This is a genomic window from Acidocella sp. (assembly GCF_035535915.1).
Taxonomy (GTDB): domain Bacteria; phylum Pseudomonadota; class Alphaproteobacteria; order Acetobacterales; family Acetobacteraceae; genus Acidocella.
On the sequence record NZ_DATLPB010000081.1, the window covers coordinates 1 to 19,291 of the forward strand.

General features: G+C 62.1%; 21 protein-coding genes and 1 tRNA gene. 5 read left to right on the forward strand and 17 right to left on the reverse strand.

Annotated features, from left to right (window positions below; all coding sequences use genetic code 11):
• Positions 1 to 64: 64 nt before the first annotated feature.
• The 3 genes from VNC39_RS09780 (at position 65) to VNC39_RS09790 (ending at position 1,404) form a co-directional block, all read left to right on the forward strand.
• Positions 65 to 141, forward strand: a tRNA-Met gene (locus VNC39_RS09780).
• A 109-nt stretch (positions 142 to 250) separates the two neighbouring features.
• Positions 251 to 394, forward strand: coding sequence for a hypothetical protein (locus VNC39_RS09785; RefSeq protein WP_325398640.1), 144 nt, complete (start codon positions 251 to 253; stop codon positions 392 to 394).
• Entirely contained in the window at positions 370 to 1,404 is a 1,035-nt protein-coding gene (locus tag VNC39_RS09790; RefSeq protein WP_325398642.1) for a hypothetical protein, read from the forward strand. The genes VNC39_RS09785 and VNC39_RS09790 overlap by 25 nt, the downstream gene beginning before the upstream one ends.
• A gap of 6 nt (positions 1,405 to 1,410) precedes the next feature.
• On the opposite strand, the gene VNC39_RS09795 is transcribed toward VNC39_RS09790, so the two are convergent.
• Positions 1,411 to 2,700, reverse strand: a complete 1,290-nt coding sequence (locus tag VNC39_RS09795) for a cation:proton antiporter (RefSeq protein WP_325398644.1) — start codon at positions 2,698 to 2,700, stop codon at positions 1,411 to 1,413.
• Positions 2,700 to 3,461, reverse strand: coding sequence for a class I SAM-dependent methyltransferase (locus VNC39_RS09800; RefSeq protein WP_325398646.1), 762 nt, complete (start codon positions 3,459 to 3,461; stop codon positions 2,700 to 2,702). The genes VNC39_RS09795 and VNC39_RS09800 overlap by 1 nt, the downstream gene beginning before the upstream one ends.
• A gap of 112 nt (positions 3,462 to 3,573) precedes the next feature.
• Here VNC39_RS09800 and VNC39_RS09805 point away from each other — a divergent pair, with 112 nt between their 5' ends.
• Both VNC39_RS09805 and VNC39_RS09810 read left to right on the forward strand, forming a co-directional pair.
• Complete coding sequence (locus VNC39_RS09805) at positions 3,574 to 4,884, forward strand: NAD(P)/FAD-dependent oxidoreductase (RefSeq protein ID WP_325398918.1); 1,311 nt, start codon at positions 3,574 to 3,576, stop codon at positions 4,882 to 4,884.
• Positions 4,885 to 4,888: 4 nt separating this feature from the next.
• On the forward strand, positions 4,889 to 5,605 hold the full coding sequence (locus VNC39_RS09810; RefSeq protein ID WP_325398648.1) for a glycosyltransferase family 2 protein: 717 nt from the start codon (positions 4,889 to 4,891) through the stop codon (positions 5,603 to 5,605).
• Here VNC39_RS09810 and fabG read toward each other — a convergent pair.
• The 15 genes from fabG to VNC39_RS09885 form a co-directional block, all read right to left on the reverse strand.
• Positions 5,586 to 6,305, reverse strand: a complete 720-nt coding sequence (gene fabG, locus VNC39_RS09815; RefSeq protein WP_325398650.1) for a 3-oxoacyl-ACP reductase FabG — start codon at positions 6,303 to 6,305, stop codon at positions 5,586 to 5,588. The genes VNC39_RS09810 and fabG overlap by 20 nt on opposite strands.
• Entirely contained in the window at positions 6,302 to 6,742 is a 441-nt protein-coding gene (locus VNC39_RS09820; protein WP_325398652.1) for a phosphotransferase, read from the reverse strand. Before VNC39_RS09820 ends, fabG begins: the two co-directional genes overlap by 4 nt.
• Positions 6,739 to 7,563, reverse strand: a complete 825-nt coding sequence (locus VNC39_RS09825; RefSeq protein WP_325398654.1) for a beta-ketoacyl synthase chain length factor — start codon at positions 7,561 to 7,563, stop codon at positions 6,739 to 6,741. Before VNC39_RS09825 ends, VNC39_RS09820 begins: the two co-directional genes overlap by 4 nt.
• Complete coding sequence (locus VNC39_RS09830; protein WP_325398656.1) at positions 7,560 to 8,750, reverse strand: beta-ketoacyl-[acyl-carrier-protein] synthase family protein; 1,191 nt, start codon at positions 8,748 to 8,750, stop codon at positions 7,560 to 7,562. Before VNC39_RS09830 ends, VNC39_RS09825 begins: the two co-directional genes overlap by 4 nt.
• Positions 8,747 to 9,838, reverse strand: a complete 1,092-nt coding sequence (locus VNC39_RS09835; RefSeq protein WP_325398658.1) for a hypothetical protein — start codon at positions 9,836 to 9,838, stop codon at positions 8,747 to 8,749. The genes VNC39_RS09830 and VNC39_RS09835 overlap by 4 nt, the downstream gene beginning before the upstream one ends.
• A 191-nt stretch (positions 9,839 to 10,029) precedes the next feature.
• A complete protein-coding gene (locus VNC39_RS09840; RefSeq protein WP_325398660.1) occupies positions 10,030 to 10,740 on the reverse strand; it encodes an alpha/beta fold hydrolase in 711 nt (236 codons plus the stop codon).
• Positions 10,737 to 13,070 carry an MMPL family transporter gene (locus VNC39_RS09845; protein ID WP_325398662.1) on the reverse strand — a complete coding sequence of 778 codons (2,334 nt, stop codon included), beginning with the start codon at positions 13,068 to 13,070 and terminating at the stop codon, positions 10,737 to 10,739. The genes VNC39_RS09840 and VNC39_RS09845 overlap by 4 nt, the downstream gene beginning before the upstream one ends.
• A complete protein-coding gene (locus VNC39_RS09850; protein ID WP_325398664.1) occupies positions 13,060 to 13,662 on the reverse strand; it encodes a LolA-related protein in 603 nt (200 codons plus the stop codon). The genes VNC39_RS09845 and VNC39_RS09850 overlap by 11 nt, the downstream gene beginning before the upstream one ends.
• Complete coding sequence (locus tag VNC39_RS09855) at positions 13,646 to 14,551, reverse strand: hypothetical protein (RefSeq protein WP_325398666.1); 906 nt, start codon at positions 14,549 to 14,551, stop codon at positions 13,646 to 13,648. Before VNC39_RS09855 ends, VNC39_RS09850 begins: the two co-directional genes overlap by 17 nt.
• On the reverse strand, positions 14,548 to 14,847 hold the full coding sequence (locus VNC39_RS09860; protein WP_325398668.1) for a hypothetical protein: 300 nt from the start codon (positions 14,845 to 14,847) through the stop codon (positions 14,548 to 14,550). The genes VNC39_RS09855 and VNC39_RS09860 overlap by 4 nt, the downstream gene beginning before the upstream one ends.
• Complete coding sequence (locus VNC39_RS09865) at positions 14,844 to 16,160, reverse strand: AMP-binding protein (RefSeq protein WP_325398670.1); 1,317 nt, start codon at positions 16,158 to 16,160, stop codon at positions 14,844 to 14,846. Before VNC39_RS09865 ends, VNC39_RS09860 begins: the two co-directional genes overlap by 4 nt.
• A 4-nt stretch (positions 16,161 to 16,164) precedes the next feature.
• A complete protein-coding gene (locus tag VNC39_RS09870; protein WP_325398672.1) occupies positions 16,165 to 16,722 on the reverse strand; it encodes a hypothetical protein in 558 nt (185 codons plus the stop codon).
• Complete coding sequence (locus VNC39_RS09875) at positions 16,723 to 17,004, reverse strand: phosphopantetheine-binding protein (RefSeq protein WP_325398674.1); 282 nt, start codon at positions 17,002 to 17,004, stop codon at positions 16,723 to 16,725. It lies immediately after the preceding gene.
• Between the two features lie 515 nt (positions 17,005 to 17,519).
• Positions 17,520 to 18,707, reverse strand: coding sequence for an NO-inducible flavohemoprotein (gene hmpA / locus VNC39_RS09880; RefSeq protein WP_325398676.1), 1,188 nt, complete (start codon positions 18,705 to 18,707; stop codon positions 17,520 to 17,522).
• 116 nt (positions 18,708 to 18,823) lie between these two features.
• Positions 18,824 to 19,240, reverse strand: a complete 417-nt coding sequence (locus VNC39_RS09885) for a group III truncated hemoglobin (RefSeq protein WP_325398678.1) — start codon at positions 19,238 to 19,240, stop codon at positions 18,824 to 18,826.
• Between the last annotated feature and the right edge of the window lie 51 nt (positions 19,241 to 19,291).

The window sequence follows — 19,291 nt, forward strand, 5'->3', positions numbered from 1 at the left end:
TTAAGGCACGGGAGAGTAGGTCGCCGCCAGGTCCTCCAACCTATCAAAACAACAAACCACACAACGCGGGGTGGAGCAGCCCGGTAGCTCGTCAGGCTCATAACCTGAAGGCCGCACGTTCAAATCGTGCCCCCGCAACCACTTTTACCGAACTCAAGAACAGATCATGACCGGACACGGCGAACGCTGTGCTTTCCGGCATTGTCAGTTTGAGCATCGCGGCCAAAGCGCCCGTTAAAATGATTTCCGGATGATCGCGATCCGCACCGGGGCCAATGTCGACACGGTCGACCAGGTCGCGCAGGCGCTCCTGTATGCCGGCATTATCAGCCTGTTGACGAGGCGAGGCCGCTCGTTGAAGGAGTTGTTGTGCAATCTTCTTTATTTTCTCTGAGCGGGGCGCCCATGCAAAGAGCACAAGCTTCTCTCAAGCTTCGCTATGCCGATCACTCTACGACTCACGAGTTGCTGGGGAGCGCGGATCACATTCTCGGTGTCGTCGGATATGGCATGGGGCGCCCTGGTGCTTTGCCGCCAACCCACCCTTTTGTGGCCGCACCGCTGCTGCCCGTAAATGGCGGCCCGGCATTTGAAATCTGGACTGCCACATCCCCGACCCGGCCATGTCAGATCGGCCAGATTTTCGGCGCCTGCAGCGGCGAGTTGGTCTTTGGCGGTGTCCAACTGGAGGAGGGGAGGGGCGCCGCGCTGGAAGACGTTGTCGGCAAGGCATATCACGAGATTTTTAATTTTCTTGAAAAAACCGGTTTTAATGAACCAATCCGATTTTGGAATTATTTGACGGCGATCACCGAGGATGAAGAGGGCCTGGAGCGCTACAAACGTTTCAATATCGGCCGCCATGGCGCCTTCCTGGCGCGGCTGCGCCAGCCTATGCCACCGGCCGCCAGTTGCGTCGGGGCACATCACGGCGCTTCGATGATCTATTTTCTGGCGGCGCGCATGCCGACAAGGGCCATTGAAAACCCCCGTCAAGTGAGTGCTTACGCCTATCCACCGGTCTATGGCCCGCAAAGCCCAAGTTTTTCACGCGCAGGATTGCACGTCCAGGATGGTGCCGAGACCCTGTTCATTTCCGGTACAGCGAGCATCGTTGGGCATGAAACACGCCATCATGGAGATCTGGATGGCCAGGTCGCCGAGACGATTGAGAATCTTAGAGTTCTTATAGCCAATTCGGGGCGAAACATCTCGCTGGTCCAGCCGGAGGATTGGGCTTTGAAAGTCTATCTTCGCGATCCGCTGTATCACGAGGCCGTCGAAACGGCGCTCACGGCTGCGTTTGGTGTAGGGAGCCAGCGCCTTTATCTGCACGCAGATATTTGCCGGCCAGATTTGCTCATCGAGATTGAAGCCTTCCAACACGCTGCCACCAGCACTTAGCTGGCCTCAAGCTTCGATTTGACGCGCCATGACAATACCCAGTTGCGGCATTAGCGCTCTCAACAAGGGACCGGTTATCACGGTCGTCACCACCGCCATGATAACGAGCATGGTGAAGATTTTTTGTGGCAGAAATCCCGTTTCCAGACCAATATTGAGGACGATCAGCTCCATCAGCGCCCGTGTATTCATCAGCACACCGAGCAGCAGGGCTGCGGACGTGCTGTAGCCAGCTAGCCGGCTGACAAGCATGACGGGAACGATTTTGCTGGCGACTGATACGGTGACAAAAATCAGCAGCCAGAGCCAGTCTGTGCCGGAGGTCAGGCCCAGAAGATTTGTGTGCAGGCCGGTATAGGTGAAGAAAATCGGCAGGAAGAAGACGACCACGAAGCTGCCCACCTGCCGCCGCCAGGCGGTGGTGAATGCCTTGTCGTGATGCACCAGCAAGCCGCCGACGAAACCGCCAAAAATACTAAAAATGCCAAGCTTAAACGTGCATATGCCAAGCAAAAACACGGCAATGAGGATGATGGCCATCAAGGTCGGCGGCACCTCTCCATGGCTAAGAGGAAATGTTTTCAGCAAGCGCTTGGCGGCGGGGCGCAGTAGGAAGAAGCAAATCAGGGAAAAGCCGGCCACGCCGGCCAGTTGCAGTTCGGTTCGGCCGGGCGTGAATGTCGCCGTGGCGATGGCCGATACTGCCGCCAGCAGCAGCCAGCCGGCAACATCGTTGAGGGCGGCAGCAGAAATGGCGAGCACGCCGAGCTCATGCCGGATCAGGCCATAGTCGGCGAGAATGCGCCCCAATACGGGGACTGCGGTGATCGCCATCGCCACACCGCAGAATAATGCATAGACGGGCACGGCGATTGACCCGGCAAATACCGGTGCCGACAGATGCCCAAGCCAAATGCCAAGCGTCAGGGGCACCAGAACTGAAACGGCAGCAATGGGAGCCAATGCCCGACGTGCGCGGGCCTCGCGCAGCTGACTGAATTCAAAACTCATGCCGATCTGAAACATCAGCAGGATGAGCCCGATTTGCGCCAGGATGACGATGGAAGGCGCTGGTTTTATGCCGAAAATGGCGGTGGAGATTCCAGGACATAAATGCCCGAACAACGAGGGGCCAAGCAGCAGGCCGGCGACGATTTCGCCAATCACCCCTGGCTGGCCGCAGCGCCGGAATAGCAGGTTCATGAGGCGGGCGGCACCGATCATGACGATGAGTTGGATGAGGATAGAGAGCAGAAGCGTCTCGGTCTGCTGCTGCGCCGTCACTGCTATGGTCATTACAGAGGCTTCCGGCCGATATAGTGGTGAAACAGATCGAGATAGCTTTTACAGGTCACACTATCGAAGCCGTTATCTCGCATGACGTGCATGACGACGTCCGGCGGCATGTAGTTCAAGATCGTCTGCCAATGATATTGCATCAGCGTACGGGCGCGGGCATCGCGCGTTATCAGAAGTGAGAGGCCAGGCAGCACAAGGCCGATGAAGAGGGTCGCTAACATCCGTGCAAACTTGTTGCGTGGGGCGCTCATTTCCAGCAGCACGATGGCGCCGCCCGGGCGCAGGATGCGCAGAGCCTCGCCTAACGCCGTGTTAAGGTCGGCCATATGGCGCAAGGCGTAGCCCATTGTCACGAAATCGGCAATGCCGGGGACGAGTGGCAACGCCTCGGCGGTGGCTTGGATGACCGGGATGCCGAGATTGCGTTGCGCGATCGCCAGCATCGCCTCGCTGACATCGGCGCCGATGACGGTAGAGCGGTCGCCGGCGAGGGCGAGCGCCTCGCGTGCCAACAGGCCGGTCCCCGTGGCGACATCGACCACTAACATGCCGGGCCCCACTCCGGCCTGGCGCAGGCAAAAGCGGCGGTACCAGGCGCCAGAGCCGAGCGAGAAGAGCTGGTTGACCAAGTCGTAATGCTGCGCCGAGCGGTTGAACATGTCCCGGACGAAGGAGGGGCGTCGTTCCGGATCGGTATAATACCCGTCCACGAGTGCCTGGGACCGCGCGGCGTCGGGGCTACCTTCAACGTTGGACATGACTGCAGACCTGTGGCTTATTTATAATTTGACCATTCATCGACGGATATGGCATCCGGGTCAATTTATGCCCTGCGGGGTTGCAAGATAAGGGAGTTTCCGCGTGCCAGACATGCAGCAGGCTGGAGCTTCACCGGATTGCGATGTCCTGGTCATTGGCGGTGGCCCGGCCGGATCCAGCGTCGCGGCCCTTCTGGCCGAGCGTGGCCGCCGGGTGGTGCTGATCGAGAAGGACAAGCATCCGCGCTTCCACATCGGCGAATCGCTGCTGCCGCATAACCTGCCGCTGCTCGATAGGCTCGGCGTGCGTGGCCAGATTGAAACGACAGCGCAGCACAAACACGGCATCGAATTCGTCTCGCCCTTTCATGGCAAGAGCGTGCGATACGAATTCGCCAAAGCCTGGGACAATCGCTTCCCCTATGCATTCCAGGTGCGCCGCTCTGTGTTCGACCATATTCTGTTGCGGAATGCGGGTGCTAAGGGCGCTGAAATCATCGAGGAATGCCGTGTCACCGCGGTCGATTTTCCGGAAAACGGGCATCCGCTTGTTAGCGCCCGAGATAAGGACGGGGTGACAAGGCAATGGCGTGCGGCCTTCATCGTCGATGCCTCGGGCCGCGACACGGTGCTGGCCTCGCAAATGGGAGCCAAGGAACGCAATCCGCGCAATGACAGTGCTGCCATTTTCGGCCATTTTTCTGGTGCGCGGCGTTTGGAAGGGCGGGCGGAAGGCAACATCACCATCGTCTGGTTCGAGCATGGCTGGTTCTGGTTCATTCCGCTCGCCGACGGTACCACCAGCATCGGCGCCGTCTGCCCGGCTGCATTCTTCAAGAATCGTGGTACGGACCTGACGAATTTCTTCATGGGGCTGATCGCCTCAAGCCCCGAGATTGCCGACCGGCTGAAGGATGCCACGCTCGTTGGCAATGTGACCGCGACCGGCAATTACGCTTATGCCAGCAAAACCACGAGCGGGCGCAATTTTCTGATGGCCGGCGATGCTTGCGCCTTCATCGACCCCGTGTTCTCGACCGGCGTGTATCTGGCAATGAAGACAGGATTTTGGGCCGCCGATGCGGTGGATGCCTGTCTGAGCAAACCGCATCGCGCGGCCGGCGTGCTGAAGCGCTATGATGTGATGACACGCCAGGCTTTAAACTCCTTCACCTGGTTCATCTATCGCATCCGTGAGCCGGCCATGCGCAACCTGTTCATGTCGCCGCGTAACTGGTTCCGCATGGAGGAGGCGGTCCTATCCCTGCTCGCCGGCGGCATTTTTGATGGCTGGTCGATCCGCCTGCGTTTGTATATGTTCAGGGCAATCTATTACGCCACGAAATTGTCCAACGTGCGGTTCCGTGTGAATGGCGAACCGCGCAGCGCCGGTGTCAGCAAGCCGCGAAAGGCCAGCTCCTAAATCCGTGGCGTCGGCGACCCACCTCGTTCTCATCCCCAGCTACAATACTGGCGTCAGACTGGGCGAAACCGTTGCGGAGGCGCTCCGTTATTGGTCGCCGGTCTGGGTGATCATCGATGGCAGTACCGATGACAGCGCGGCGTCCTTGCCGCATAGTCCCGGGCTGCACATCATCCACCGCGAGCGCAATGGCGGAAAGGGAGCGGCCGTGCTCGACGGCCTGCGCGCAGCCGCCACAGAAGGCTTTACGCATGTCTTGGTGATGGATGCAGATGGCCAGCACCCGGCTGCTGAGATCGCTGACTTCATGGCGATTTCACACGACAACCCGGCGGCGATGATTCTCGGCTTGCCGATATTCGATGCCAGTGCGCCACGCATCCGTGTCGTCGGCCGGCGCATCTCCAACGTCCTTGCTCGGTGGGAGACGGGGCAAAATATCGGCGATGCGCTGTTCGGATTCCGTATCTATCCGCTGGGCAGCCTGCTCGCAGTTATGGCAACCAGCCGGCATATGCGGCGCTATGATTTCGATACCGAGGCGGTTGTGCGGCTCGCTTGGCGCGGCGCGCCGGTCATCAACCGTCCCGTCGCGGTGCGCTATTTTTCGACAGCGGAGGGCGGTGTTTCGCATTTCCGCTATGGCCGCGATAATTTGCGGCTCGCCACCATGCATACGCGGCTGGTCGCGGCAGCCTTGTTTAAGCCATTGCGCCGTTGATGGAGATGAGCTGGCCGGAAATATAGCTGGCACGTTCGGAGGCCAGAAAAGCGACCAGATCGGCAACCTCCTCTGGCTGGCCGGCGCGCTGCATTGGCACCAGTTCCTTGATGACCTCCTTCGGGAAAACCGTTTCGGTGGCCGGTGAGGCGATGATCCCCGGGGCGACGGTGTTCACCGTGATCCCTCGGCTTGCAAGCTCCAGCGCCAGCGAGCGCGCCGCCCCATGCAGCCCGGCTTTCGCCGCCGCATAATTGGCCTGGCCGCGATTGCCCATCACCGCCGCCACCGAGGAGATGTTGATGATCCGCCCCCAGCGCGTGCGGATCATAGGCAGCAGCAGCGGTTGTGTGACGTTGAAAAAACCGTTGAGGGAAACATCGATCACGCTGGTCCATTGTGCTTGGCGCATTCCCGGCATCACAGCATCGTCATGAATGCCGGCGTTATTCACCAGGATCTGGATCGGCCCCATTGCCAACATCTGTGCCAGAGCCTGCTCTGTTTGCGCGGCATTGGTGATGTCGAATCGAACTACCTCGGCGGCGCCGCCCGCGGCGACGATAGCGGCTGTGACCTCCTCGGCCCGGGCGAGCTGGCCATGCGCATGGACGTAGACATGATGCCCCATCGCGGCCAGGGTGCAGGCGATGGCACCGCCGATCGTGCCGCTGCCGCCCGTAACCAGCGCGCGGCTCATGCTGCGGTACCGAATAAAACGGTGGCGCGGCCGCTCAGCATCTCTATCTCCTGATTTGTGACGGAAAAAACATAGGTCGCCCCGCGCGCATCGCCCATTAGCCGTGTGGCGCTGATGGTCAGTGAGCCTGCGGCCTCATCCAGGCGCGATTTGGCCAGGCGCACATCGCGCAGGCTGACCAAATAGCCGGGCACCGGCAGACCTTCGGCTGATGCCATCAGCCGGCCATGCACGGCCATGGCCTGGGCGGCAATCTCGATGCCGCAGGCCGCTCCGAGCGTGCCGTCGGCGCGGCGAAGCGGATTGTCCGAAGCGCGGTAGCGATGGGACAGGCAGCGCACGGAAGCCGCGTCCCACTCCAGCACCTCGTCGAGCAGGCACATGGCGCCGCCATGCGGGATCAGTGCCAAAATCTCGTCGCGGCCGAGGCGTGTCATGCCAGAGGCTCCGGCCAACCCGCCGGCGGGCGCGGGGTGATATTCAGCTTAAGAACCATGTCGGATAGATAATCCAGCGTCACCCCCGTCGCCGTGCCGCCCGCCAGTGCCGTCAGCAGCGGCAGGCTGCGTGCCGCCGGTGTCGTTTGCCGCAACGCCTCCAGCGTGGGGGCTGCCGAAGAGGGCGTGTCCCCGCCCGGCTGTAGCGCCAGCTCAAGCCGCGCGAAGGACGGCGCCGATGGTGCGGGGGAGAGCACCAGCGCCACGCCGAAAACCGCGCCGACCGGCCGTGCCGCGTAAAGCGGGGCGGGATAGGGAACGTCATAGGCGATCAGCGCCACAGCCTGACCCGTTGTGGCCATCTGCGTCACGGCCTCCAGTAATCCGGCAGCAAAACTGTCATCATGGGCGCACAGGCTGGTCGAGGCCGCTCTCGCGCCGGTGGCGATGCTCCAATAACCCGCCGGCGCGTTATGTACCGAATTATGGAACTTGGTTGGCGAGAGCTCACGTTGTGACGAGGCCAGTATGTTCAATATGTCATTGATCGTCTCACCATCGCCACCCGAAGAGGTGAAGATGGCTGGAAGCTCGGCTGGGTCGCGCCCGGCGCCGGCGCAAGCCTCGGTGCTGACGGCAAGGGCGAGTTTTGCGGTTTTTGGCGCCCGGCGGCGTTCATTGGCCGGCAATCGCGCGCATGCGGGCACGTTGGTGGGCTCCGGTGTATAATCTACCTGGCCCGTCAGCACAGGCACGCTTGCCTCCCAGCCATCAAGCCCCGGGCCGCACAGGCCCACACCTTCGATATAGAAGCGGGTCACGATGCCCGTCCCAGCACCAGGCTGCAATTCACACCGCCAAAGCCAAAAGAGTTGCTGATTGCCCGGCTGATGCGCGTTGGTTGGCCATCCAGCATATAATTGCTGCCAAAGCTGGGATCGATTTGTTTCGTATGCGGACTGCCGGGCAAAAACTCATGTTGGATTGCGAGTGCGCAAAGTGCCGCCCCGACAATGCCAGAGGCGCCCAGCGTGTGTCCCGTAAACCCCTTGCTCGAGCTGCATGGCACCGTGTTGCCGAACAGGCGGGAGATGGCTTGGTCTTCCGCGGCATCGCCCGCCAACGTCGCGGTGCCATGCAGGTTGATATAGTCGATATCCGCCGGGGTGAGGTCCGCCGCAGCCAGTGCCTGGGCCATCGCCCGCCGGGCACCAGCGCCGTCAGGGTGCGGCGATGACATATGGTAGGCATCGGAGCTCTCACCGGTGCCAAGCAGCAGCACTGTGCTGGAATCGTGCTGCGCCCCAGGCCGTTCAAGCAGGACAAAGCCTGCTGCCTCGCCGATCGAAATGCCGTTGCGCGCAATATCGAAGGGCCGGCATGGCCCCTCCGCGATGACGCCCAGCGCATGGAAGCCGAATAAAGTGGTGGCGCAGAGCGTGTCGGCGCCCCCGACGATGGCCGCATCGCATAGCCCGGCAGCCATCATTCTTGCCGCACTGGCAAACGCTTTCGAGGTTGCGGCACAGGCCGTGGACACGGCGAAGGCCGGCCCCTTGAGGCCGAGATAGTCGCGCACGAAATGCCCGAGCGCGTAGGTATTGTGGGTGCGCGCATAATCGAAGCTGGGCGGCAGAGGGCCGTCCGCACCGCGGTGACGATAAGCGGCTTCCGTCTGCAATATGCCGGAGGTGCTGGTGCCTACGAAGACGCCGACGCGCGTTGCGCCATAACGCGCCCGCGCCGCTGCCACCGTATCCATGAAACCGTCTTGTGCCAGTGCCAGGGCCGCGAGCCGGTTGTTGCGGCAATCGAATCCGGCCCATTCGCCTTGGAGTGGCAGCGCCTCAAGCCCCTGAATCTCGCCTGTATAGGCATCCAGCGGCAGCGTATCGAAATGGCAGGGGGCAAGGCCGCTGCGCCCCGTGCGCAGCGCTGCGAGGGTTTCGGCGCGGCCGGCGCCCAGGCATGTCACCAAGGCAAAATCGCTGAGCGCCAGTCTGCTCATGGCGTGGCCATGGTGTCGCCTGCACCCTCTAGCATTGCGAGTTGGCGGCCGAGCTTTGCCGCCTCCTGCGCAATATGCTTTTCATAACAATCCTGGAATAGAGCACGCTCGCCGGTCAGCCGCGCCGCGCCGCGCCGTGTTTCCACCATTGCGTAGCGGTCGGCGAAATGGCGCAAATTGGCATGCAGATCGATATAGCGCGGCGTCGTGAAAATCCGCTTGAGACGGTGCCGATACGGTCCCCAGAACGGGTTGTCGTAAAAAATCAGGCGCAGGCGCGCCACATCGTAAATGTCGTTATCCCCAATCGCGGCTCCAACGCTGGCGAGCGCGCCGGGCACCGTGGGCAGCGTGCCCGTTGACAGCAATGCGCGCCTTGCGTGCGCATCCTCGTACAAGGCTTGTGCGTCCTCGATTGGCAAATCACTCGTCCGCAGCACCAAATCAACGAACTCATTTTTTGGCACAGGAAACTTGAAGGCGGCGATGGCAAAGAACTGGCCGGTTGGCCAGGGATCCCACAGCCCTGCCGCTGCCAGCGCGTTATGTGCCACATGCGCGCAGTTGTTGTTGAGGACTCGCCAGCGATAGATGCGCTGCTCGTCCCGGTAGGGCGCGTTGAGGCCGTTGAGGAACTCGACGATGGCGCCCATACGTGCCCGATCAAGCGGTACGCGTGCGCGAAACGTATCGCGACCGAACTGTGCGGCGTAATCAGTCGCCACCGAGATTTCGTACATATAGTCGCGGTCCGTCATGCCGGCCGGCTTGGCACGAAACAGTTCTTCGTGAAATTTGACGCCATCGAGAACGCCCATCGCTTTTGCCTGAGCCTGCGTGCGCTCATAGGCTTCGCGCGTCAGCCGCTCGCCGGATGCCAGAGCCCCGCGCCACAGAAAATCGCGGCCTTCGATAGCGACCCAGTTGGCGTTGCGGTAATGCGAATTCACGCTGATGCCGACGCCGTGATCCTGTGGCGCCTCACCTGGCGCGCAGAGACGGAGCGTTGGGTAACCAGCCGCGCGGTCGAGGCGCACGCCATTGAGATAAAGCAGTGAATGTCCGCCAATGCCGCTGCGCAACGGCACCCCGAAACCGGGCTTCTTGCGCAGCTCGGAAAGCGCGCAGAGTTCAGCATAATAGGGGAAAAAATCTTCATAGGCGGTGCCGCCAAAAGGCTGTGCCGCACCGGCCGTGCTCGTGATGCCAGAGGGGCCAAGCGCGACATGACCGATGCCCGTGGCTCCCATACCCATGCTTTCCACGCTTGTTACCATATTCACACTTCGCCGCAGCGTCGAGCACCATCGGCTCGGGTGGAGAAGGTGGTCCGGCCGAGCAATTCATGCCACAGCGCCGTCCAACTTGGCCAATCATGTTCGCCGGCCGTCACTGCGACTTGCTTTTGCGGCAAACATTCCGCCAGCATTTTATGCGCGGCGGCGAAGCGGTCGTGCTGGCCGTAGCCGAGATAAAGCTCCGGCGTCCGGTCCTGCCGGGTCAGATGCATCTGCAGCCAGGTCAACATACGTTGTTCCGGCATCGTGGCAGCAGAATACGCCGCGGACCAAGCCATCAACCCACCGGCCCGCGCCAGCTCGGCGGTGGTACCTCTGGTGCCCAAAAAGGGAGCGAGAAGGACCACCCCTTCCACCTGAGCGGCATGCGCGCTGGCATAAAGCAGCGCCGCCATGCCGCCGAGCGAGATGCCGAGCAACCATATCCGTGTACATCCCCGTGCCAATGCGGGTTCCACCACGGCGCGCTGCAGCGCCTCGGTCACGCCGTCTTCGAGGTAGAGCATCAAATCCGGATGCGCCACGACAATATCAACCGCCAGCCCGAGCGCATGCACCGCAGCGACCATGCCTTGTTCGGCGAATTCCCCTGCCTTGATCCCCGCCCCCGGCAGCATGATCAGCAGCAAATCCGCCTGCTTAACCGGGGCCTGGTAGTGCAGGCAGTTCATCATGTCCGCGGGCGCACTCATCGTATTTCTTTCACAGCCGGCGTGCTGAGCACAGCGCCGCAGAGCAGGCTGAGAAAGGTGCCGATGGCGACCGTCAGGCCGATATCGTGCAGCACCGGAATGCGCGAGAAAGACAGTAACCCATAAGCCCCCACGGTGCAGAGATTGGCCAGCATGATGGACGCCATGGCACGCGGCCAGCCCGGCGTACCGGGGGCACTCCGCTCGAAAAACAGGCAGTAGTTTGAGCCGATGGCGACGATGAGCAGGAAGCCGGCGACCATGAAGATGGAAAGTTTCGCGCCCCCTAAAGTCAACACGGCAGATGTCATGGTCACGGCAGCGGCCAGAGGTGCCGCGACAGCCAAGACGCGAAAGGGCGCGCGCAACCCGGCTGACAGCACCAGCAAAATAGCCAAGCTTCCGGCAACGGCCAGCACCACGGCTTGGCTCTGGAAATTACGCAGCAGGCGGTCCGATTCCTGGTTGAGATCGACGAAGGCCAAGTCCGGTGGCCCGGCGGCGACGAGCGCGTGCGCCACACCGGATGGATCGATCACATCGCGCAGCGGCGCCATCACCACCCAGTCCGCGCCGTGGCGAACGAGCAGGGAGTCGAATTGCAGCGCCAAAGCCGGGGGGAGATTGGCGGGGATGAGCAAAGGTGCCGCCTTCTGCGCTGCCACATCCGCGAAAAATGATGCAAAAGCCTGCACGTTGAAGGGCAGGCCGGCGGCGGCCTGGACGAAGTTTTCCTGCAGCGTGGTCGCATCGGGTAATGCGACTTGGTGTTGGCGCTGGGTCTTTTCACTGGGCAAGATCGCGCTCGGCAGCGTGAAGCCGCCTAACCGGTGTGCTGCGACGAGCCGATTCAGCGTCGGGGTCAGTGCCTCGCTCTCCTGCAGCGCCTCTTGCGCGTTCGCCGCTTTGAACACGATAAAATAGCGTTCATCGGGCACGCCGAGCGCATGGCGTAGATTTCGGTCGAGCTGTTGCGCTGCGGCCGGGATCGGGCTGAGATCCAGCAGATTGTTGTCCCACATGCCGCCGCGATGCGTGGACAGCGCCAGGAGGGAGGCGAGCAGGGCCGCCACCAAGGCTCCGCGCGCCACGCGCTTGTGGCGGATGAGGCGATGGAGCGGCCAGGCGATGGGCTCGGCGCCACCTGCGAAAAACCCGCTCGGCACGAAATGCGGCAACAAGAAGCGCGTGGTGGCCGCCGCCCCGATCAGCCCGATGATGGAAAACAGCCCCAATTGCGCAAAGCCGGTAAAACTCGAGAACAACATGGCGCTGAACCCGGCGATTGAGGTGAGTGCTCCCAGGCGGAGAGTCGGCCAGATGCGGCGCAGCGTGTCGCTGGCCTGCTCACCACGGCCGGTCTGGGTGAAAAGATAAATGGCGTAATCGAGCGATTCGCCGATCAACGTCACCCCGAAACCGAGCGTGATGCCATGCACGAAGCCAAAAGCCAGCGATACAGCGGCGATGGCGGCCAGCGCCCCGCTGGCAATGGGCAGAAGCCCGAGCAGCACAACGCGTGGTGAGCGATAAGCGAACGCCAGCAACCCTGCTGCTCCCAGCACAGCCAGCAGCGAGAGGCGCGTGACATCCTGCTTGGTGGCGTCGCGGATGTGCGTGGCAAACACGCCCGGTCCGCTCATTTGTAGATAGGCTGATCCGGCCCCCGGGGTGGTAGAGCGGGCCCGCGCGAAGTTGTCGCTGACCGAGGCCAGCGCCTGTTGCTGTGCATCGAGGTCAAAGCCGGGGGCTGCCGTGTGCAGCAGCAATAGGGCGGCCCTGCCATCGGGAGCCGTCCAGACGCCGTCCTGCTTTGCTGGCCCCGTGCCATTGTCGAAGCGGTCAAGCAGCCTCAGCATCTCGCCGGTCGGGTCGTTGGCCAGGCTTTGGCCCATCGCCAAACCAAGCTCCGAGCCGAGCAGCGCCAGATCATTGGTCAGCGCGCCATGCAGCCCGGAAACCGAGAAACTGGCCGGGGCAATATCGGGGCTGAGCAGATAGCGGTTGTGCCAGACGTAGTTCTGTGCGCCGGCAAAAGATTGCTCATCGCCGTTTATCACGTCGAGAAAGACCGGCTCCTGGCGCAATCGCGCGGCGAGGCTTTGGCTCAGCGACGCCAGAACCGGCGTTGGTGCGCCGCTGATGGCGAGTAGCACGATATGCGAGGCCGCCCCGCCATTTACCTGCCCGGCCAGCACTTCCTGCGCCAGGGAGGCCGAATGGGGCAGAAAATCTCCCATATCGGTGCGGTAGCTGGTGCGTCCGGCGATGACGCCGCAGGCGGCGAGGACCAGCAGCCAGAGCCCCAGCGCCAGGATTTTAGGGCGCATCGTTCACGCTGCCGGGTTGGATGCGCATCATGGAATTGCTGCCGTCGCTGCTTTCCGTGTCGATGGTCGCGATGCGGTCCTGGCTGCCGCTGATGGTGATCGAGCGCAGGAAACGCGCCAGGGACGGATCTTTCGGCAGCAGATGCAACTGCCAGCCCGCGGCACTGCCGGTCAGGCTCACCGTGTAAAAACGGTCGAGGGCCGGCAAATCGCCGGCTAGAGTTGCACGGATGCCTTCGACGAGGCCGGCGATGCGCGGGTCCTGGTCCAGGGCAAAGACATGGGTACCCCCGGAAGGGCTGCCGGTAAGGGTGACTTTGCCATGGTCGAGGGTAAATATTTCCGGCACGGGGGTGAGCGTCGTTTTACGCAGATAGTCTGGCGCCGCATAAGTGAGTGTGCCCGTGCTGATGAGCGGGGCGCTGAGGACCGGCGCGGTCTGGCGTTCTGTAAAACGGGCCGAGGCCGTGCGCACCTGCGCAAGGGATTGCATTAACGGCAGCAATCCCCAGACCGGCTGCGACTCGGCCAGAGCGGCGTTGGTGAACAGACAGAGCACGACGATCAGCCGCGCTTTAGGCCCAAAAATCATAGAAATTAAACCAGTTGAACGGCGCGTCGCGGCAAGAATTTTCCAATCGTGCGACATAGCGGGTCATGATGTTATCGAGCCAGGCTGCGGCATCGCATGGCCGCGCCTCGGAAGCTTCGGTCAACAGTTCAAAATGCACCTCATAGCGCCGTCCGCCACGATAAATGCCGGTCATCATCACCACCGGGCGCTGCAACAGCATGGCGACACGGAACGGCCCTTGCGGAAAGGCGGCCTGCGTGCCCAGGAAGGGATAGCGGACTAAGTCTCGGCCATCGACATTGCGGTCCGCCAGCACGCCGATAAAATGCCCGCGCTGCAGCCGCTCGGCCACCGTGATCAGGGAGTCCAGCCGGCCGAGGCCGATCACCTCGGTCGCTAGATTGGGGTTGATCGCCGCCAAGGCGGCGCGGATTTTCTGCGCATTTTCCTCGTACATCAGCAGGCTGATCGGCAAATCGCGCCGCCGGCGGCGGCCGATGGCGCGAGCCACCTCGAAACTGCCGAAATGCGCGCCGAGCAGGATACAACCGCCGCCCTGGCTTTCGATGGCGCGTAGAATCTCCTCGCCATGCACGGTGATTTCGAACGCATCGCTTTGCTCGCCCAGCAGGAACACGCGGTCAAGCAAGCAGCGGGCGAAGGTGAGGAAGTGGACGAAGCGATCGGTCAGGTGCGGGGCGCGGCCGAGCGCCCGGCGCAGATAGGCGCTGGAGGCACGCACCGCCGATGGGGAGGAGGCGAGAAAATACAGGCAGACCGGATAGAGCAGCAACCGCGCCAATGGCCGGCCCAGGCGGCGCGCTGTCCAGACCCCTAGCCGGATGGCCGATTGCGAACCACGCTCGGGGCTGCTGGTCCAGGCCTGGGCACGCGAGGTGCCGGTCATGGTTTTACGCCGGTGGCCAGCATACCCGCGAGAACCACCCCGTCCGGGCCCAGGCATTCGAAGCGGAACAGGGCGCTGCCAGTCTCCTGCCAGCGCAGTTGCAGGGCCGTGCCGTGGCGAAGCGGGCGCAAAAACTTGGCGTTTCGGATCATGATGCCGCCCTGAGCATCGGCGATGGAGGCCACCACGGTATCAAGCAGCAGTGCCCCCGGCACGATTGGCCGGCCCGGAAAATGTCCGGCGGCGGTTGGATGATCGTCGGGGATAAGGATGTTCCGCGTTTGCCACTCGCTCATGGCGCTTGGCCGATGAGCTGCAGCAAGTCAGCACGTGGTAATTTGCCGAGCCCATTGCGCGGCAATTCGTCCACCAGCACCAGCGGGCGGGGGAGAAAGGCGGCGTCGATGCGCTCGCGCAGTGCCGCCATAATGGTTTGAGGCGTCAATCCGGGGGCCACCACCAGGGCCGCCAGCCGCGCCACATTGCCGCCCTGCGCCTCGCCCATCACGAACACGCCATCCTGTACTCCGGCAATATCGAGGAGCTGGTGATTGAGATACGCCAGCGAGCTTCGTTTACCGGCGACATCGATGAGGTCGGCCGTGCGCGCACCAAGCATGAAGCTGGCGGGGCCGGTTAACTCGATCATGTCATTCAGCAAAGTGGGGCCGGGCACGGCAGGGCCGCTGGCCCAGGTGCCGAGCGCATCCTGGTGCAGTTCGACCCCGTCAAGACAATGCCAGTTCGCCTCGCGTGCTGTTCGCCTGGTGGCCAATTGGCCGGCCTCGGTGCAGCCGTAAATCTCGATGAGCGGGGCGCCGAAACATGTCTCGGCTGCGATGGCAAGCTCGACCGGTAGCGGTGCCGTGGCCGAGAGAATGAGATCGGCCTGCGGCATGTCTTCAGGCTCGGCCAGCAATGCGCGCAGATGCACCGGTGTGGTCACCAGCAAGCGCGGCCCGGGGGCTCTGGCCAGGGCGGCACGGATATCGGCGGGGTAAAGCGGCCAGCTGGTATCAATGGCTAAACCATGCAGCAGTCCGAGCAGGATGACAGATTCCAGCCCGTAACTGTGGTGATGCGGCACCGTACCGATGACGGTACCCCCAAGCAGCCCGGCAATGCCCAGCCGCGCCCCGGCCGCGCGCGCGCTCTGCCGCAGCGTGGACCAGGTTTTGAGCGTCGGTTTCGGCCGCCCCGTGGAGCCGGAGGTAAACAATATAACCGCCGGCTGGTCCGCGGCCACTGCGAAGGGATCGGCCGCCGGAAATGCCCCGGCCAGATCATTCGGATAGTCCATGTAGGGCAGAGCAGGCCGTGCACCGTCGGTCAGCGCGTAGCAATCGGGATAATCCTCGGCCAGCGCGCTCAGGGCTGCTGGCACATTGGCGGCTGGCAGCAGGCTGACCTGGCGGCGGCTTAAGGCAGCCGCCAGGCCCGTCATGAAACGATAACGATCCGTGCAGAGATTGACGACATGGCCGTGTGCCGGCAGGCGGCCCGCCAATGCTGCCGCATCGCGCCAGAATTCCGCCTGCGACACGTGCCGCAGGGCCTGCAACGCCGCTGGGCCGTGACCATCCTTCTGCGAGACTGCCGACACCGTCATGCCGTCATGCTTCCGGAACCGGCTTACGGGCCTTGGGGGCAGCTTCGGCGACCATGCTGATGATGGTCGCCAGCGAATGCCGCGGGGGATTGCGCAGGCAGCGCAGCCGGACGGCGTATTCAATGGCGAACATGGCCGCGACCAGCGGGATGTCGAGGATATTGACGAAAAATGACCATATGATGAGCGGTGCGAAACAAAACAAAGCAACCGAGAGAGTGAGCTGGCTTGCGAAGAAGAGCGACCAGGCGATGGTGACCTTACGCGTATAAGCGGCCAGCTCCGCATCGAGGCCGCCGTGTAGCCGGCGCGCCATGCCGGTGATCAGAGGCTCGCGGCCCGGCCGCAGTGTCAGCGCGAAACCGGCCAACAGGCTGGCATAGATGCCCCAATGCGTAAGTGCTGAGACAGTGACGACGCCGAGCTTGAACAGCCCGCCCAGGCTTGGATGAAAGCTCAGGCGTATCGCGCTGGTTGCCGCGATCGTCAGATGCGACAGCACTGGAATGACGGTGATGGCCAGAATCGCCAGAAGGGGTGAGCGGGCGGTGGCGGCCCGCATTTATGGCTCGCGATGCGCCTGGATATATGCATTCAGGCTGCGCAGGGACCTGAAGATTTTGGCATTGTCCTCATCATCGGCACGCAATTTCACGCCGAAGCGTTGCGAGATGACAAGTGAGATTTCCAGCATGTCGATTGAATCGAGCCCGAGCCCCTCGCCGTAGAGCGGCATCTCGGGGTCGATCTCGCCGGCCGTCTGGTCGAGATTAAGCGTCTCGACGATCAACTGCGCAAGCTCAGCTTCGGTGGATGTCGGGACGGCGCTACCAGGCATTATCATACGACCACTTTAATGGGTAACGCCCTCCAGGCCAAGCCAAGCCGCCCCCCTGGACGCAACCGAAATAAAAAGCGGCAAAAGCCCCAGCATTTGAGCGTTTAGCAAATCGTCACCTGGGTTGCTGCCTGTTTTATAGACACTGAGATAAGTATTTTTCTTGGGCCGGAGGTTTATCATGAGGGACAGAAGTTTACCGGAGGCACGCCCGGCTTGTTGATCTGGTCGAAGCCGGTTCACTCCGGGTGACGGTTGCGGCCTCGTTCGCCTTGGCGGACGCAGCAATCGCCCAAGACGCACTGAAGGCAAGGACCTGCGGGCCAGGAAAGATCGTCCTCGTACCCGACGCGCCTAAGTGTGCAGTCCGACGATCTGATGTACGTATCACGTTGCTTCCAGAGCCAGACCACGCCGTAGCGTGGCCCGAAACGCGGCAAGGGTCCGGTAGTCTTCGCGGCGCGGTTGGAATGCCATAGCTGGCGGCGTTGACCGCGCCGTGCCGAAGACAGCGATAACGCTCAGTCGAGAGCTTCCGCCGGGCCGAAGAACTCATAATAGGTTCGGTGACCTGGCAGGCCGAGCGCGGCCAGGCTGCGCTTGATGAATCCCATGAACGGTTTAGGCCCGAGAAAATAGACATCACAATCGAGATTTGCGGGCAACGAGTGTTGCAAATGGCTGAGGGCGGGCCGGCCGAAAGCGTGCGCGTGGCCGCCGTCTGCCGCATCGCCGTACTCGTACACGATAAAGCGGCGGAACTGGGGGTAGCGTGCGGCCCAGCCCGCCAGTGTTTCCCCAAAGGCATGCACCTCGCGATTGCGGGTGTAATGCAAAAAAATCACATCCCGCTTGCTCTCGGCCAAAGCCACTTCCGCCATAGCGAGGGTGGGCGTGATGCCCACACCGCCGCTGATCAGCACCAGGGGGCTTGTGCTGTCGCGCAAAGTGAACTCGCCCGATGGCGGGAACACATCAAGCACACTACCTGCGTCGATGTGGTCATGCAGGAAATTCGACGCGAGCCCGCCCCTTTCACGCTTTACGCTGATCCGGTAGCTGCGCCCGTTGGCGGCAGCTGACAGCGAATAATTGCGCCGCACCTCCTGGCCGCCCACTTCCAGCCGCAGGCCGAGATACTGGCCGGGCACGAAATCAACGACCGGCTGGCCATCCACAGGCTCCAGGTGGAAAGAGGAGATCTCAGCACTCTCTTTTACCTTTTGCGTCAGGCTGAAGGGGCGAACGCCGCGCCAGCCGCCGGGTGCCGCGGCGAGCTTGTCATACACATTCTTCTCCGCGCCGATCAGCACATCCGCGAGTTGCTGATAAGCCGCCGCCCAGGCGTCGATCACCGCATCCGTGGCCGTATCAGGTCCTAGAACCTCACGAATCGCCCGCAGCAGGCAGGCTCCGACGACAGGGTAATGCTCCGGTAACACCTGCAGCGACACATGCTTGTTCACGATTTGCGCCGCCAACGATCCAAGTTTCTGCAACTGGTCGATATTCTTGGCATACATAAGCACACCGTTGGCCAACGCGCGGGGCTGGGTGCCGCTAGCCTGATGCGCCAGATTGAACAGCGGTCGCACCTGCGGATACTCGTCCAGCATGATCTTATAGAAATGCATGGTCAGGGCTTCGCCGTCGGCTTCCAGTATGGGAACCGTGGCCTTGATAATGGCGGTCTCGTCGGCTGTGAGCATGAAATGGTCTCCTGTTCGCTGTGATGAGGGCGCATGTGCGGCCGGTGCCGCCTTTGCAGCTCTGTTTCGGTCATTGAAAATGGAAATAGGCAGGTGCGCGGTGGGTATTGCCCGAATCAGCGGGCGCCGAGCGGACCAGGCGCGCGAGGGGGAACCGACGGCGGAATGAGAGGGAAGAGTCCCATCTGCAAGCTGTCGGCGATGCGGTGAGCTTTGGCGATGACCGCCGCTGCGGCGTCCGGCGGCAAGCACTGCAGCGCGTTGCCTTCCCACAAGGCCAGCCAGCGCGCAAACATTTCTGGAGTGATCTCCGCCTGATGGCGCAGATGAGCGGGCAAGGGCTGGCCTTTGTACCGGCCTGTCGTGAGCATCACCGAGGACCAGAAAGCCGATAGGCGCTCAAGATGGGCGGGCCAATCAACGATCGCCCGGTTGAACAGCGGGCCAAGCAAGGCATCAGCGCGTACCTCGGCATAAAACTGGCTGACAAGATGGCTTAGCAGGGCTTCGTCGAGACCTTCGATCATTTGCATGACATTCGACCAGAAAAGATGTATCCTGGAAGCATTATTAAACCGCGAAGA

What these genes read in the sequence shown, in the direction of transcription:
- hmpA (WP_325398676.1), bottom strand. Translation starts at nt 18,707, where the DNA reads ATGCTCACAGCCGACGAGACCGCCATTATCAAGGCCACGGTTCCCATA.
- VNC39_RS09795 (WP_325398644.1), bottom strand. Translation starts at nt 2,700, where the DNA reads ATGACCATAGCAGTGACGGCGCAGCAGCAGACCGAGACGCTTCTGCTC.
- VNC39_RS09855 (WP_325398666.1), bottom strand. Translation starts at nt 14,551, where the DNA reads ATGACCGGCACCTCGCGTGCCCAGGCCTGGACCAGCAGCCCCGAGCGT.
- VNC39_RS09850 (WP_325398664.1), bottom strand. Translation starts at nt 13,662, where the DNA reads ATGATTTTTGGGCCTAAAGCGCGGCTGATCGTCGTGCTCTGTCTGTTC.
- VNC39_RS09785 (WP_325398640.1), top strand. Translation starts at nt 251, where the DNA reads ATGATCGCGATCCGCACCGGGGCCAATGTCGACACGGTCGACCAGGTC.
- VNC39_RS09800 (WP_325398646.1), bottom strand. Translation starts at nt 3,461, where the DNA reads ATGTCCAACGTTGAAGGTAGCCCCGACGCCGCGCGGTCCCAGGCACTC.
- VNC39_RS09820 (WP_325398652.1), bottom strand. Translation starts at nt 6,742, where the DNA reads ATGACACGCCTCGGCCGCGACGAGATTTTGGCACTGATCCCGCATGGC.
- VNC39_RS09845 (WP_325398662.1), bottom strand. Translation starts at nt 13,070, where the DNA reads ATGCGCCCTAAAATCCTGGCGCTGGGGCTCTGGCTGCTGGTCCTCGCC.
- VNC39_RS09885 (WP_325398678.1), bottom strand. Translation starts at nt 19,240, where the DNA reads ATGCAAATGATCGAAGGTCTCGACGAAGCCCTGCTAAGCCATCTTGTC.
- VNC39_RS09865 (WP_325398670.1), bottom strand. Translation starts at nt 16,160, where the DNA reads ATGACGGTGTCGGCAGTCTCGCAGAAGGATGGTCACGGCCCAGCGGCG.
- VNC39_RS09870 (WP_325398672.1), bottom strand. Translation starts at nt 16,722, where the DNA reads ATGCGGGCCGCCACCGCCCGCTCACCCCTTCTGGCGATTCTGGCCATC.
- fabG (WP_325398650.1), bottom strand. Translation starts at nt 6,305, where the DNA reads ATGAGCCGCGCGCTGGTTACGGGCGGCAGCGGCACGATCGGCGGTGCC.
- VNC39_RS09830 (WP_325398656.1), bottom strand. Translation starts at nt 8,750, where the DNA reads ATGAGCAGACTGGCGCTCAGCGATTTTGCCTTGGTGACATGCCTGGGC.
- VNC39_RS09805 (WP_325398918.1), top strand. Translation starts at nt 3,574, where the DNA reads ATGCAGCAGGCTGGAGCTTCACCGGATTGCGATGTCCTGGTCATTGGC.
- VNC39_RS09860 (WP_325398668.1), bottom strand. Translation starts at nt 14,847, where the DNA reads ATGAGCGAGTGGCAAACGCGGAACATCCTTATCCCCGACGATCATCCA.
- VNC39_RS09875 (WP_325398674.1), bottom strand. Translation starts at nt 17,004, where the DNA reads ATGATAATGCCTGGTAGCGCCGTCCCGACATCCACCGAAGCTGAGCTT.
- VNC39_RS09840 (WP_325398660.1), bottom strand. Translation starts at nt 10,740, where the DNA reads ATGAGTGCGCCCGCGGACATGATGAACTGCCTGCACTACCAGGCCCCG.